The 15280-nt window shown below is 39.3% G+C and carries 10 protein-coding genes; 1 reads left to right on the top strand and 9 read right to left on the bottom strand.

From position 1 onward, the window contains the following. Positions 1-300: 300 nt before the first annotated feature. The 9 genes from tsf to HMPREF9144_RS02695 form a co-directional block, all read right to left on the bottom strand. Positions 301-1299 (bottom strand): translation elongation factor Ts, encoded by a 999-nt coding sequence (gene tsf / locus HMPREF9144_RS02735; RefSeq protein ID WP_040595532.1) that lies wholly within the window; start codon positions 1297-1299, stop codon positions 301-303. 116 nt (positions 1300-1415) lie between these two features. Beyond that, on the bottom strand, positions 1416-2237 hold the full coding sequence (rpsB, locus tag HMPREF9144_RS02730) for a 30S ribosomal protein S2 (protein WP_006044320.1): 822 nt from the start codon (positions 2235-2237) through the stop codon (positions 1416-1418). A 204-nt stretch (positions 2238-2441) separates the two neighbouring features. Further along, on the bottom strand, positions 2442-2828 hold the full coding sequence (gene rpsI / locus HMPREF9144_RS02725; protein ID WP_006044319.1) for a 30S ribosomal protein S9: 387 nt from the start codon (positions 2826-2828) through the stop codon (positions 2442-2444). Between the two features lie 14 nt (positions 2829-2842). Beyond that, positions 2843-3307, bottom strand: a complete 465-nt coding sequence (rplM, locus tag HMPREF9144_RS02720; protein ID WP_006044318.1) for a 50S ribosomal protein L13 — start codon at positions 3305-3307, stop codon at positions 2843-2845. 299 nt (positions 3308-3606) lie between these two features. Next, the gene (locus HMPREF9144_RS02715) at positions 3607-6237 is read right to left on the bottom strand and encodes a DUF3943 domain-containing protein (protein ID WP_006044317.1); all 2631 of its coding nucleotides are present in this window, start codon (positions 6235-6237) and stop codon (positions 3607-3609) included. Positions 6238-6886: 649 nt separating this feature from the next. Further along, a complete protein-coding gene (locus HMPREF9144_RS02710; RefSeq protein WP_006044315.1) occupies positions 6887-7924 on the bottom strand; it encodes an Outer membrane protein SusF domain-containing protein in 1038 nt (345 codons plus the stop codon). Between the two features lie 28 nt (positions 7925-7952). Next, positions 7953-9137, bottom strand: a complete 1185-nt coding sequence (locus HMPREF9144_RS02705) for a SusF/SusE family carbohydrate-binding protein (protein ID WP_006044314.1) — start codon at positions 9135-9137, stop codon at positions 7953-7955. Between the two features lie 59 nt (positions 9138-9196). Continuing rightward, positions 9197-10831: a RagB/SusD family nutrient uptake outer membrane protein gene (locus HMPREF9144_RS02700; RefSeq protein ID WP_006044313.1), complete on the bottom strand. Its 1635-nt coding sequence runs from the start codon at positions 10829-10831 to the stop codon at positions 9197-9199. 24 nt (positions 10832-10855) lie between these two features. Then, positions 10856-13939 (bottom strand): SusC/RagA family TonB-linked outer membrane protein, encoded by a 3084-nt coding sequence (locus tag HMPREF9144_RS02695; protein WP_006044312.1) that lies wholly within the window; start codon positions 13937-13939, stop codon positions 10856-10858. A 263-nt stretch (positions 13940-14202) separates the two neighbouring features. Here HMPREF9144_RS02695 and HMPREF9144_RS02690 point away from each other — a divergent pair, with 263 nt between their 5' ends. After that, complete coding sequence (locus HMPREF9144_RS02690) at positions 14203-15261, top strand: LacI family DNA-binding transcriptional regulator (protein ID WP_006044311.1); 1059 nt, start codon at positions 14203-14205, stop codon at positions 15259-15261. Positions 15262-15280 lie beyond the last annotated feature (19 nt).

The following is a 15280-nucleotide window of genomic DNA, read 5'->3' as shown; positions in this document are numbered from 1 at the left end:
CCTGTAGACTTTCTCCAACATAAGGTTATCAACCAAGGTGTCTAAAAGACGAACAGGGTCGTCTTCTGCGATATCCTTATTGATTCTTTGAGGAAAAAGAATCATTTTCTTGTGTATGTAAGAACGAAAGTGTATCTTTGTCATAATGAGATTTTTTTAATGCCTAAAGGTACAAAAACTTTAGGAAATAGCAAAGCCCTGGCTTGAGAAAGTCGGGGCTTTGTGCATAAAAAGAGGATGTGTACATTTTGACACACCCTCTTCCAATCTTAATATGAAAACGAAAAATTTATATTTTCTTTATTCAGCAGAAAGTGTGAAGCGCTTGTAAGCAACAACAGCAAGATCTTTATCTTGGCTCTTCAACCAATCAGCAACATTAATCTTATCGCCTTCTGCAAATTGGAATTCTTGGTCTACAAGACAATTATCTTTGAAGAACTTGTTGAGACGACCTTTCGCAATATTTTGAATCATATTTTCATTCAAATTAGCAGCCTTCTCAGCGCTAACAGTCTTCTTTATTTCTATAGCCTTATCTGCATCTTCACGTGTAAGCCAGCCTTTATTGATATTAGATTCAATATGCTCATCGCTATCTACCAAGTTTGCATTTATACCAGCCTTCTTAATAGCAGCAACAACAGCCTTTTCAACTTGCTCTTCCTTTGTTTTCTGAATAGCAACCTTATATTCTTCGTCTTTAACTTCTTGTGGAACAGATGCTTCGTCCAAAGCAACAGGTTTCATAGCAGCAACTTGCATTGCAACTTTGTGTCCTGCTTCTTCGTTACTCTTATTTAGTTGAACAATAGTGGCAAGTGTATGTTTGCCCATATGATCGTAAACTGATAAGTTTTCACCTTCAATAAAGTTGTAGCCATCAACTTCCATCTTCTCGCCAGTGATACCAGAACGTTGTTGAACAGTAGCAGCTACATCTTCTCCATTAGCCAGCTTTAGAGTCTTAACTTCGTCAAGAGACTTAGCTTTTGCTGCAACAGCAGCATCAAGAATATCTTGCACCATAGCAATGAAATCCTTACCATTTGCAACGAAGTCGGTCTCACACTTCACGGCAACCATTGCTGCAAAGCCATCAACAGCCTTTACGAGAACACAACCATTTGAAGTTTCACGGTCAGAACGTTTTGCAGCAATAGCTAATCCACGCTCACGAAGGATTTCCTTTGCTTTATCAAAATCACCTTCAGCTTCATTGAGTGCGTTCTTTACGTCTGCAAGACCTGCACCAGTCATCGCACGCAATTTCTTTATATCTTCAATTGATACAGCCATTTTTTCTTTTCCTTTTAAATTTATGGTTAAAAAATGTGGGCGTTGAGGAGCGTTAATGGATTCATTCTTAAATCCACAAGCGTTCACCAACGCCCATCTTATATTTTGTCTAAAGTTTATTCTGCAGCAGGAGCTTCTTCCTCATTAGTAGGAGCTTCTTCTGCAGCTGCTTTACGTGCTGCACGCTTTGGTTTAGCTTCAGCAGCTTCTTCTGCTTGTTCAGCAGCAGCTTTTTCGTCAGCCTTTTCTATCTTGCGTTCTTCAAGACCTTCTGCAATTGCAGCGCAGCAAGCACCAAGAATAACCTCTACAGAGTCTTTTGCATCATCGTTTGCAGGAATAACGTAATCAATATTCTTTGGATCTGAGTTTGTATCAACGATACCGAACACAGGAATACCCAAGCGATTAGCTTCCTTAACAGCGATATGTTCTTTCATAACATCGACTACAAAGAGTGCAGAAGGCAAACGAGTAAGGTCTGAGATAGAACCTAAGTTTTTCTCTAACTTTGCACGTTGGCGTGAAATTTGGAGAATTTCACGTTTTGAAAGATTAGAGAAAGTACCATCGTTCATCAATCTATCAATGTTCGTCATTTTCTTAATTGCCTTACGAATTGTTGGGAAGTTGGTAAGCATACCACCAGCCCAGCGTTCGTTTACGTATGGCATATTAACCGCTGTAGCTTTTTCAGCAACAACGTCCTTAGACTGTTTTTTAGTAGCTACGAACAAAATCTTCTTTCCGCTCTTTGCGATGCCTTTGAGAGCCTCAGCAGCTTCGTCTATTTTTGCAACGGTTTTATGAAGATCAATGATGTGGATTCCATTGCGTTCCATATAAATATATGGTTTCATAGCTGGGTTCCACTTACGATGGAGGTGTCCGAAATGACAGCCTGCCTGCAATAATTGGTCGAAATTTGTTCTTGACATTTCTTTTTACTTTTTGTTTTGTTTACTTTCTTTTTAATTCTTTCTTAGCGAATAGTTTCGCTTGGTTTGTTAGAATCAACCAACGAGTAGTTCCCGATTTTGAAATCTCATTGATTTAGATACTAAACTCAAGCGCTGTGGCATACCGACATAGGCATATAGCAAATTCTTTTGCTGTAATTCGGCAGTATGCTGACAAGTTGATTAACGCTTGCTGAACTGGAAGTGAGCACGTGCTTTTGGCTGTCCTGGCTTCTTACGCTCAACCGCACGGCTATCGCGTGTCAGGAATCCGTGGTTCTTCAAGTTCTTCTTTTCTTCAGGATTAATCTCTACAAGTGCGCGTGCAATAGCAAGACGTAAAGCCTGACTTTGTCCTGTAAAGCCACCACCATCGAGGTTTACCTTTATATCGTATTGACCTTCTACACCTAGCAACTGCAATGGTTGTTTTACAACATACTGCAGAATAGCTGATGGGAAATATTCAGTAATATCTTTTTTATTGATAGTAATCTTGCCTGTACCTTCTGAAAGGTATATACGAGCAACAGCGCTCTTACGGCGTCCAATTGTATTTATTACTTCCATCTTTTTCGCCTATTCTATTTATACTGGTTAATGTCTATTGACTTTGGCTTTTGTGCCTCGAGTCCGTTCAGCTCAGAACCTTCAAATACATAAAGGTTATTAAGTATATGACGACCGAGAATGCCTTTTGGTAACATACCTTTAACGGCATGGCGTACCATCTTCTCTACACCATTTTTCTTTGTACGAAGTTGCGCAGGTGTGTTAAAGCGTTGTCCACCTGGGTAACCAGTATAGTGTGTGTAAACCTTATCGGTTTCTTTTTTGCCTGTAAATCTTACTTTATCGGCATTAATGATGATTACATTGTCTCCGCAATCTACGTGTGGAGTAAAAGTTGGCTTATACTTTCCGCGAAGCAACTTAGCAACTTTAGAGCAAAGGCGACCAACTATCTGGTCTGTAGCATCTACTACTACCCACTCTTTCTTAGCTGTTTCCTTGTTTACGGAAATAGTCTTATAACTTAAAGTGTCCATTTTTAAATTTTAAATTTTACTACTAAAAAACGTTTTTAATACTTGCTCATTGCATTCTCTAACCACGTAACCCGGCCAAAAGTAACGCTATTAACATACAATGTGCTGAGAGTTCTAAGTTCACTCTCGAAATAATCGGTTCGCAAAATTACTCATTTTTTATTATTTACAAAGTGGATAAATCCGTAGATGCTTATATCTTAATTATTATTAACACTATTTACAATATATAACACGATGTATTATATAATTGTATTGATAGTTTGGTGATTATATCACACTTCAGCGAAAGCAGCTTATTAGAAATGATAGGTTAAACCTAAATTCACTTCGAATGTCTCTGCGTGTACCTTTTTATATTCATAATATCGTGTATTTCTTATATAATAAGACCCTGCGAGCATTATGCTCATACGTTTATTAAAGTCGAATTCCCATATTGGATTGAGCACAAGTAAATCTGCATTTCCTTTATCGCCCTGTGCATTTAAATATAGTGGATCTATTGTCTCTAGTTTCTTTTTATCGTATCCTTTCCACGTATAAAGGTGATAAAAACTTGAGTGCATTATGAAGCGGCCGAATTTATGGAATTCCATAAATGTTTTCGTTTTCACAGAAAACCCTGAGCCCATATTGTAATCTCTATCTATTACGTTGTAATAATCGCTTTTAGTACCACCTAATAGTATTCCTGAAAGAAAGATACGTTGTTCCAATCTTGTTAAACCTCCCATGTTTTGGAACGATATTATCATTCCTGGACCAATACTAGCAGCTTCCGAGATTCGATAAGGAGTTTGTTTACTTCCTTTTTTTACGGGATCCGAGTTGTAATAGTTAAAGAACTGGAACAAACCAAGTTGTGCTTTGAAGCTTTTACCACTAAAAACAGGTGTACCCCAAAGTCGTCCTAATATGTGAATAGCATTTATGAGTGGTTGCTCGCCTACTATTCCAAACATTGCTTCCAATGAAAAGAAGTCGTAAGGCTTAGTGGTCGATTCGTTCAAAGGGTCGCCATATTCTAAGAATACATTCATAAAGGCATTATAATCTCCTCTAAACATTGCGCCATTATCAGCCAGATAGCGTATGCCTGAAGATATTGACAGGTCTATTGGCAGTGCTTCATAGTCGTGATATTTATGATATTGTCCTTTTATACGCCACGCTTTCCCTGTTATTAATCTATTGAAGCCTCCAATAGGGTTTACGAGTGTAGCGCCAAACTCTCTAAGAAACCTTTGGAATCCTCTACTACTATCGTCCAATAATAGATGCGAGATGCGGTGTGAAAGTTCTCCGAAACAAATACCTCCCATTGTTGTTGCCATTACATCGTTTATAGCAGGTGGCTCAACCTCGCCCATAAACTCCCACATTAGTGAGCCGCCTAAGGCATAAGGTAGTGATTGCCAGAACGAAAGATTGTTTGAGCGTGCTGCATTATAGTACAAACTTCCATGATAAGGATGTGCAAACTGATTAGTAGTAAACTTATCGTTATCCCATACAAAACCATTCTTAAAATTGTTACTTATACTTTTAAAATTTACTTTTGCAAATTTGTAGTGCAAAGCAAATCTATCTATACAGTGTACAAATGCATTAATTCCTATAACTTCTGTTACAGCAGTCCATGCTTTGCGATGTTCTTTCGGATCGTTATATGCAAATTGAATATTGTAACGATACAAGGTGGAATCGTTTTCGAGCAATTTTCTGTATCGTTCTGTCATCGTCTGCTCCGTAGTTCCTACAGTTCCCCCATACAATTGTGTCTTTTCAGGTCGAAAGTGCATCACCAGTCCTGCTTCTAAAAGCATTCTATTAGTATAGAGTTTGTTATTACCATAGTGGCGGGTTGTACCCCAACCTGTTGAAATAAAAGCACCTAACTTCTTATTAATGTGGTAATCTAAGTTTACACGTCCTTGCAATGCATACAGTCTATGTGGTTTATTAGAGCTTTCTTTCTCGAATGTTTCAATGTGCGAAAAACCTATATCGCTACTCAATATCCATTTAGGCGATAGTTGTATATAGCGTCCTAAACGATAGGATAATGCTCCAGAAAAATCATCGTCTAACGATGGGTAGTGTGTTCCTACAGAAAATATCGAATAGGTTTTCTTATTTCTGAAACGCAGAGCCATATTTAGAAGTGTTGTGTTACTCCAATAAGACAATAAATCTATATTAGTATTGGGATCAATGTTCACAAAACCAATTTTTCGCGCCAAAGTATCGCGACTATAATTAATTATACCCAGCTGTAGGCCTTTAGGTTGTTGCAACGCAATGTTCACTAATCCAAGCTGCATTCCTCGTAGTGTATCTGCATAATTATAGCTTCCTAACTGTAAGCCCCGCATAGTTCTCGAGGTTATATTGGCTAATCCTGCAATTTGAACTCCTCCCTGCACCCCCATAGAAATATTAGTGAAAGCACTCAACTGTAGTCCTCGAAAATGCGATTCTGCTATATTTACAAATCCCGATAGTTGTACTCCATGTATTTTCCGTGCAATATTGATAATACCAGCTAATTGTAAACCTCGCATAGTGCCTCCTGAAATATTCATTCCGAATGCCCCTAACACTCCATCAACACGTCCATTGCTAGCTGTTAGTAGTGTTGCCATACTAACACCTTTTAGTTTTCGTTCTGTTATACTACTTATCCCACCTAATTGAAATCCATTTAGCGTATCGGTGGCAGCTAATATTCCAAAATTAAGACTCTTCCATCGCATTGAGTCAGGTGTAATATGTCCTAAACCTATACCAAAATTCTTAAAATGACGTTGCTGTGGTTGTTCGTTTGTTTGCGCGTTTACAGATAGTATTATTACTGCAAACAAGAATATAATGCTTCCTATTCTTTTATCTATTTTAATGCTGTGAGATTGTATATTGAGTCTCATACGCTTATAAACAATTTACCATAAACTTACGATAGTGATACCTTTAGTTATGAAGTTTTGTGCAAAGATAATGAAAGAAATATAAAAAAACAAAGTATAAATAAAACTTTGATAGAATAATATAAAGGTATAGAAGCATTAGCGCATTGCTCTATTGCTATTCTATAGAATGCGAAGAGCGAAGATTGAGATTGTTAATGGCTAAGTATATATTATATTAATATAACCCTATATGTATTATTCATATACTACAGGCATATTCTTCGCATTCAAAGACGAATATTTTGCAAGTCAAATCAAGAAATATTCATTGGAACAGATATCTTTCAAGCGTCATAGAATTAAACTATAAAGGTTGATTTCTATTATGATATCTAATGTGCAACTAACAGATATCTGAAACGAATGCGACAGATATCTGAGACGAACGGGACAGATATCTAAAACAAAAGTAGCTATATCTCACCAATTTTTATATACACTAGCAATGTTCTATTCGTTTTTTGAGTAAGCAACTGTAGGTGTCTACAATTCAGGCTCCTATTTTTAGCTGAACTAAAATAAAAATGAGCAAAAAAAAGAGGACGAACCATAAAAATGGTGCGCCCCCCAGTGAAATATAAACTTAAAAAGTATTAACCTAATAGGTTTACTCTGCTATTAGTTCTGCTTTTGTATTGCCATCGTACGATGGTGTTAGCTTAATGGTGTATGTACCTGCCTCTACTTTGAGGTTAGCACCATTTTTAGATGTTAGGTGGTTAAGGTCTGTACCACCCCAGCTTATGTTCCATTCGCCATTCGCACGGAACTTCATTTCACCGTTTACAAGTGTTACGTGTTGTACGCTCCAACTGTGCGATGCAGAATTGTAAGTCATATCAATATCATTTGTCCAACCACCAGTAGCATCGCCTATGATACCTATTTTAGTAATAGGTGTGAGATTGTAAGAACGTGTTACCAAGTTTACTTCTACCTTATAGAAGCCATTAGGTTCAGTCATCGTTATATTATCGGCACCTGCATCTGTGCTAAAGTCCTTGCCGTAGTTTGTACCTCCCCAATTTGGTTGTGTAGAAAACTTAAAGCCATTTTGTGTAAGATACATATAGCCAATATATTTGCCATCGAGGTCTGAGCTGTAGAGTATATCCGAATGCTGCCATGAGTTTGCATCACCAGACATATAAAGATATTCTGATGCAAAAGTAGGTTTCTTTGGTATTATTGTTAAATCAACAGCACCAGCTTCTATGAGCGCAACCTGGCTGGCCTTTACGGCATTGACATATACGTACGCCAAGAAATTGCGTGCTTCCACGCGCTTGCCATAGTACTTCTCAATCATTGCCTGTACTTCTGCCGTGCTTGCCTTGCCGTCAATCGTGGTGCTGATGGTGGTAGGCGGTGCACCGTCGAGCATCGCCGGGTGGAGTTCTATGCGGGCGTTCCGCAAGGTGTAGCCTTCAGGAAGAGTAGCCGCAGAGAGTGTGAAAAGAGGCACCTCATCGCCTACAGTAGATAAGTCTTGTGTTGCCACAGCACTTGCCTTCATACCAGGAATAGTGATAGAACTTTCTTGTGAATATGCCTGAGGATTGCTCCAAGGTTCGTACTCGTCGCTGCAAGCCCCGAGAACGAGGCTTACAATTACGAGTGTGATATATAATGATAATTTCTTCATAACTGTATTCTATGATAATAAGTTGTTATTATTTTATTTCGCCAGTTTCTTTTGTGAAGTTCAAGTAGACCTTCTGCCCTACTGCACCTGCTACACGTGGTGTTTGGTCGCCACCATTGCCACGGTAAGCAATCTTCTTATCGTAGACAATGAATTCAGACTTCCACCAGTCGGTATTAGGAATCTTTACACAGATACGTACACCTGGGTCGCTTCCTGAAGGACCACCAGACACTGCATTACCTATAGCAGGAGAAACAAACTCGCCATCGGCTGTTGTAGGTACAGAGAACAAGTTGTCTGGAATAAGGTCCCAACCACCAGCAGCAGTACATACACCTTGCAGATAAACATTAGGTTTGTTGAAGGTTACGTTGTACTTAATATCGCGACCTACTACGGTACATTCTACAATCATCAGGTACCAACCTGGTTTAGATGAACCAATGTTGCCATTGGCATTGATAATATCGGCAGCATTATCGCTTGCAGGGTTAATCGTAATCTTTTCGAAGCCAGCCTCTTTGTCGTTCCATGCTTTATCGCTATTAAACTTAACACCGGCACTGTTGCCTTCACCATCGAGGTAAACAAGATGCCAGAAAATGTTTGGAGAGCCATTTACAGGTATCATTTCCAAAGCATTGTCCCACGACCATTTATTGAAACTACCAACAAGATAGAGTTTCTCTGGTACAGTTACTGGAGGAAGTGAGAAAGCGAAATACACTTTGCTCAATTCAATAGTGTTAGATGTAATTGCAGTACCTTCAATCTCTTTGTTATCAGCCGTAGTTTGAACAGCCTTCACGCGAATATAAACAGGAGCCGTGAGAGGGAACTGATGTTCGCTCATGCCTTTTGCTAAATAAAGCTCGGTAAGTGTACTTGCCAACTCGGCAGCATCTACCTCTATCTTTGCTGTGGTGTAAGAACCAGAAAGAGCTCTTGCATCAGACATATCGGCACTAGTCGCAACCTCTACTGTATATCTTGTTACTGCTGGATAGCCATAGTCAGGCTGTGAGCAAGTAAGTTCTATAGATTTAGAGTGCGTTAAATCGTAAATACCGTTAGCAGCAAGCGCTGGTGTATTTAAGTGGAAAGTAGTTGGAGACTTTACCACAGGATTCTCGTCGTTGTCATCGCTGCAGGCTGTAAAGAAACAAACAGCACAAATGAGCAACAATGCAGACTTTAATATCTTTGTCATAATTCTTATCTTTTGAGTTTTGTTAGAGTTGAGGAGAGTCTCTCCTCAACTCGTATAATTTAATAACCAGGATTCTGTTTCAAGTTATAGTTTACAGTGAGATCGCTGTTTGGAATAGCGAAGACGTTACGTGTTGCAGCGAAATTACGTCCGTTACGTTCGCCACCTTTCCAAGCCCAGTTATAGTTTGCATTACCACCAAACTTGTTGAAACGAATCAAGTCTACACGGCGACGACCTTCAAAGTAGAACTCTTTACACCATTCGTTGAGAATGTCGTTGAGTGTATAAGAACCAGTTGTTCGAGGTGCTGCATGAGCACGTGTGTGAAGTTGGTTGATAAGGTCTGTACCTTCAGTAGTAGTCTGACCACCATTCAATCGGGCAGTAGCTTCAGCGTATGTTAGATAAGCTTCAGCAACACGGAATAAGAAGAAATCGGTGTCTGCATAACGAAGGTCTTTTGCACTTGCGCCAGTAGAGTAGAAGTTGTTGAACTTAACAACTGCAAAGCCTTTTGTAAATACTGATATATCAGCTGATGTGCTTTGTGTAATGGTTCTTCCTACACCATCGAACAGTGCGCGATCGTCTCCAGCTTCGCTTGGCATATTTGCTCCACTTACAGCTGGTGCATTGCTATTGGGGAAGAACTTATCGATAAGGTCTTTGCGAGCACGAACACCAGCCCAGTTGGCATTGTCGTATAGATTGCCACCAGCAGTACCATTACTATTTACAGATGCAGTTTTATCGTAGCAAGCATCAATCAAGAACACAGTTCCACCGTATGCAGCAGTATGCTTTCCATCTTGTAAAATAGGGAAAACAGCTTCAACAGATGCACCGTTTTCGCCATTATCGCCCATAAATAATTGTTGGTAAGCAGTCCAGCCGTTTACTGTAGCACCAGTGTAGAGATGATAAGGAGAATTAATTACCTGTTTAGCATAGTCTGCAGCCTTCTGCCATTGAGGTGTACCAGTATAAACCTCTGCGTTTAAGTATAGACGAGAGAGCAACATCCATACAGCAGCCTTATCTACACGACCGTAATCAGGATCAGAAGAAGTCTTAGCACGTGGAGTCATCAAGTCTGGTTCAATGGCTAAGAGTTCCTTTTCAATATAGTCGTACATTTGCTTACGTGAATGCTGTGGAGAAGGTTTAGCTGATACCTCTTCTGTGAAAGGAATATTTCCAAATGCGTCCATCAACAAATAGTAGTCGAGTGCACGAATAAAACGCACCTCTGCAGTCTTCTGTTTGTCTACATCGCCAAAGTTATTGAGATATTGGTTGCAAACAGTAACACCAAAATAAAGGCGATAGTAGAAACCTTTCAGCATAGGGTGAGAGCTACCATAGTTATTGAAGTTAAACTCAGGAATACCCTCATCTTGTGTCCAGTTACAGATAGCTTCATCGGTAGTAAGGTCGTTAGAGTTGAACAGCTGTCTAATGAAACCTGTTGTACCTCCATCAAGACCATCAATATCGCAATCACCATCTGGACCATTGTTACCAGACAATCCGAAGTTTGCATAGCACTTGTTGAACAAATGGTTTGGATCAATCTTTGTTTGTAGATTTGGGTCGATTGGTGTAACGTCCAAATCCTTAACACAAGAGGTTAAGCTCAACGTAAATAGCAGTGCTGCTACTGGAGCTAATTTCTTTATATATCGTTTCATAGTTATTGAAATACTATTATATGATTAGAAGTTTAAATTAAGACCAACAATGAATGACATAGGACGTGGATAGAGATTATTATCAATACCACCAAATACTTCTGGGTCTATACCTTTATATTTAGTAAGTGTGAGTATGTTAGAAGCTGTTCCATAAACACGTCCACTCAAACCATGCCAACCACCAGTCTTAAAGAGATCAGCAAAGCTATAACCTAATGTAACGTTGTCGAGTTTTAAGAACGAAGCATTCTGTACCCAACGGTCTGAAAGAATAGCTGTGGTCTGACCTGTCTGCCAATTATCTTTAACTGAAGCTATAGGACGGTTTGACAAGAATTCTGATGATGCCCATATAGCTGCAGGAGAAATATTTGCTTGTCCAGCCATCAAATCGTTGAACACATAGTTGCCTATATTTGCACGGAGAGAGAAACCTAAATCCCAATTCTTATACTCTAGACGAGAAGAAAGACCCATTATAACAGGAGCCATTGGACTCTTATAGAAATACTTATCGGCCTCTGTAATTTTTCCATCACCGTTTCTGTCTACAACAGCACCTTCAATTGCTTTACCATTCTTATCGTAAATTTGTTGATAAACGTAGAAAGAAGAAGCTGGGTGTCCTACAGCGTGTGCTTGTGCATTAACGCCAGTACCTGCAGAAATTCCTCCTGTCGCAACAAAGAAATTAGGATCTTTACCACCTGTAAGGTCGGTAATTTCGTTCTTATTGTATGTGAAGTTATAGTCGATAGTCCAATACCAGTTTTTGGTTTCGATTGCTCTCCAACGCAAAGCTACTTCAATACCAGTATTCTCTAATGAACCGATATTAGATGGAACTTGGTTACGGAAATTAGAACCAGCAGGAACAATTACTGTGTTCAAGAGGTCTGTAGTCTTACGATAATACCAATCAACACTACCACTGAGGCGTTGGTTGAGGATACCCCAATCAAGACCAACGTTGTAAGTTGTAGTTGTTTCCCAAGTCAAGTCCTTGTTTACAGCTTGTGGGCGAACAATTATACCTTCACCTGTTACAGGATAATATCCATTCGTGCTATTTCCAGTCTGATAAATATCGAAGTAGTTATAGTCGCCAATACCTTCCTGCTGACCTGTCATACCCCAACCTAAGCGAAGTTTCAAATCACTTAACCACTTAATATCACGGAACTTATTTTCGTCTTTCATTTTCCAAGCGAATGCAAATGAAGGGAAGTAAGCCCAATGCTTTTTGAAGCGTGAAGAACCATCAGCACGGAATGTAGCTGTAAGATAGTAACGGTCCATTAAACTCCAATTAGAACGCCCGAAGAATGACACAAGATAGTTTTCTGTAGGATATACATAGTCTTCCAAAACGCCGTCTTTGTTGTAGTCTTTACCACTATCGTAGTAGATTTGTCCAGCCTTTGAGTTAGTAGAAGGATAATATTGTATAGCACGACTCTTATCTTTTCTCCAGAAGTGTTGCCACTCATAACCAGCCATAATATCGAAGTGGTTCTTTGCAGCATCTTTAAAGTCGTGGTAATACTGTGCGTATGTATTGAAAGTGAGGTTGCGTTTCAACTGTTTGCTCCAACCATTGTAACCGTAATAAGGTTTTAATGGAGAAGAAGAAGCAATATCAGTGTCTTGCTGTCCTTGTGCAATGTCTGCGCCAGCAGTAACATGCAAACGTAAATCTTCAAAGCCGTGAACTTTATAGTCGAATTCTGCATTTGCAATAACGTCGCGACTACGAGAATGATCATTCTTTAAATTTAATATAGCTACAGGATTCTTTGTTGCCAAAGTATTGAAAGTAGTTGGCCATGTAGGGTCATCGCTTGCTGCAAGACCAACTCCACGCCATTCAAAATAGTTACCAAAGTTAGCTGCATCAGCTGAAGTATAATCGTAAATGCTTTGAGAAGGGTCGAAAGCTACAGCTGCACCGATAGCAGCGCCATCAGCAAAGCGATTCTTTGCAAACATACCTTTCACATTTAAGTTCATAGTCAAGTGATTATTCAAGAGCGATGGACTTAAGTTTACAGCAGCTGTATAACGTTCAAAATTAGAGGTCTTCAATATACCTTGATTATTTGTGTAGCCGGCAGAAATGCGGAAAGGCATATAATTATCCTTGTCGCCAACAGAACCTGTAACGGTAATATTATGGTCTTGTGCCCATGCTGTACGATAGATTTCGTTTTGCCAGTTAGTATTTGCAGTGCCAAGTGCAGCTACTTGCTTGCTTCCCGCACCAAACATATCAGTAATAAACTTACGATATTCATCTCCATTCATTACATCGATAGTTTTTCTCTTAATACTAGCAGTTACACTACCAGAGTATGAAACAGAAAGAGGTTGGTTTACACGTCCTTTCTTTGTGGTAATAATAATAACACCGTTAGAACCACGAGAACCATAGATTGCTGTTGCAGAAGCGTCTTTCAACACGTTGAAGCTTTCAATATCTTGTGGATTTACTAAAGAAAGAGGGTTAGACATACCTTTTATACCCGTATTATCCATAGCGACACCATCGATAACGATAAGCGGATCGTTAGATGCGCTTAACGATGAACCACCACGAATACGAATCTTTGCGCCACCACCAGGAGTACCGCCTTCACCTGTAACATTCACACCAGCCATCTTACCTTGCATCATATCCTGTGCATTTACTACGAGACCTTTATTCTTTGCGTCGGGTTTCATTGCGAGAACCGAACCTGTAAGGTCGCTCTTCTTCACTGCACCGTAACCGATGACAACAACTTCTTGCATTTGTTGTGCATCTTCTGGCTGCATAACAACAACCATACCATTCTTTGCAGCAACTTGCTGCTTAATATATCCAATGTAAGAAATGGTTAGTTGAGTGCCTGGTGCTACATTCAGTTCGAAGTTTCCGTCGATATCCGTCTGCACACCTTCATGGGTTCCAGTAACTAGAACTGATGCGCTAATGATTGGTTCGCCAGAAGAATCTTTCACCATACCTTTGATAGTTGATTGCGCAAAGGCATTGATAGACAGGAATAGACCGAGCATAAGTGCCAGCATCCTGACAGGAGTTTTGCATTTTACCTGCTTCATCATTTTGTTATTAAAGTATTAATATTGAGTAAATTTTATCCTTAATATAACCGCTGTAACATCTTTTGTAATAGGACAATACGGTTTCTTTTCTTACCTTTATATAGAACTTAGTTTTGCAAAGATAAGCTGTTAATTTTGTATTAGCACTTTTTGGTCGTTAAAAACATAAATTAAAAAGTGCAAACGTTTGCATCGTTAATATAGAAATAAATTCTTGACTTGTATCAAAGTATAATGTAAAAATATGTATTTTTGCCATAGAAATGAGAAAAAGAGAAAATAAGCCTCACGAATTGGCAATGAAAAAGAGTAATGTAACAATGAAAGATATAGCACGCGAATTGGGTGTTTCCGTTGCTACTGTATCGCGTGCACTAAAGGATAGCCCACGCATTTCGGCAGAAAAGCGGGAAGAGATAAAGCGTTATGCGCGTGAACAAAACTTTACTCCTAATCTTATTGCAGAAGCTTTGCGCAAAAGCAAAGTGCAACCGTTGAAGGTTATTGGCGTTATAGTGCCTCAATTTACACACTTTTATTTTTCGTCTATATTAGCTGGAATTGAAGAAGAAGCCTCTATGCGTGGCTATCAGCTTATGGTTGCGCAAAGCAACGAGAGCTACGAACGAGAAGTAAAGATATGTAAATCGTTTTACGAAAATAAGGTTTGTGGCGTAATTGTATCACAAGCTAAGAATACAACCAAGTTCGATCACTTCCAGTTTCTTGTAGATCAGCATATACCATTGGTATTCTACGACCGTGTAAGCATTGGTGTTAATGCTAGCCGTGTGGTTATTGACGATTATATGGGAGCATTCTCTGCCGTAAATCACCTTATTAATACTGGTTGCAGACGCATTGCCTATTACGGTTTGTCTATGAATTTGGAAATAGGAAAGAACCGCTATAACGGCTATCGCGATGCTTTGCTGAAACATGGTATACAACCAGATGAGCAATTAATAAGAATGTGCGATAATCGTAGCGATGCGGAATCGATTACTCCCGATCTCTTGAACTTTCAAAACCCGCCTGATGCTTTTTTTGCTGTAAACGATGAAACTGCGCTTGGCATACTTTATTCGTGCAAACGCTTGGGATATCGTATTCCTGAAGATATTTCCATCTGTGGATTTACAAATGGTATACGTGCTGTATCGTGCGACCCTATGCTCACTACTGTAGAACAACGGGGCTTACGTGTAGGAGAAGAGGCTGCAAGCATATTGATAGATAAGGCGGAAGGCTCGTTACCGCTTGACACTGTAGAAAAGCGTATTGTGCGGACCAGACTTATTATTAGAGGAACTACACGATAAATGGAATTTACAATTTAAA

The organism is Prevotella pallens ATCC 700821, from assembly GCF_000220255.1.
Lineage (GTDB): Bacteria > Bacteroidota > Bacteroidia > Bacteroidales > Bacteroidaceae > Prevotella > Prevotella pallens.
The sequence above is the reverse complement of the archived record's forward strand: the minus strand, read 5'-3'. Positions and strand labels throughout refer to the sequence as shown.

Excerpts from the sequence above, each read along its gene's own strand:
- tsf (WP_040595532.1), bottom strand. The coding sequence starts at position 1,299 with ATGGCTGTATCAATTGAAGATATAAAGAAATTGCGTGCGATGACTGGT.
- rpsB (WP_006044320.1), bottom strand. The coding sequence starts at position 2,237 with ATGTCAAGAACAAATTTCGACCAATTATTGCAGGCAGGCTGTCATTTC.
- rpsI (WP_006044319.1), bottom strand. The coding sequence starts at position 2,828 with ATGGAAGTAATAAATACAATTGGACGCCGTAAGAGCGCTGTTGCTCGT.
- rplM (WP_006044318.1), bottom strand. The coding sequence starts at position 3,307 with ATGGACACTTTAAGTTATAAGACTATTTCCGTAAACAAGGAAACAGCT.
- HMPREF9144_RS02715 (WP_006044317.1), bottom strand. The coding sequence starts at position 6,237 with ATGAGACTCAATATACAATCTCACAGCATTAAAATAGATAAAAGAATA.
- HMPREF9144_RS02710 (WP_006044315.1), bottom strand. The coding sequence starts at position 7,924 with ATGAAGAAATTATCATTATATATCACACTCGTAATTGTAAGCCTCGTT.
- HMPREF9144_RS02705 (WP_006044314.1), bottom strand. The coding sequence starts at position 9,137 with ATGACAAAGATATTAAAGTCTGCATTGTTGCTCATTTGTGCTGTTTGT.
- HMPREF9144_RS02700 (WP_006044313.1), bottom strand. The coding sequence starts at position 10,831 with ATGAAACGATATATAAAGAAATTAGCTCCAGTAGCAGCACTGCTATTT.
- HMPREF9144_RS02695 (WP_006044312.1), bottom strand. The coding sequence starts at position 13,939 with ATGATGAAGCAGGTAAAATGCAAAACTCCTGTCAGGATGCTGGCACTT.
- HMPREF9144_RS02690 (WP_006044311.1), top strand. The coding sequence starts at position 14,203 with ATGAGAAAAAGAGAAAATAAGCCTCACGAATTGGCAATGAAAAAGAGT.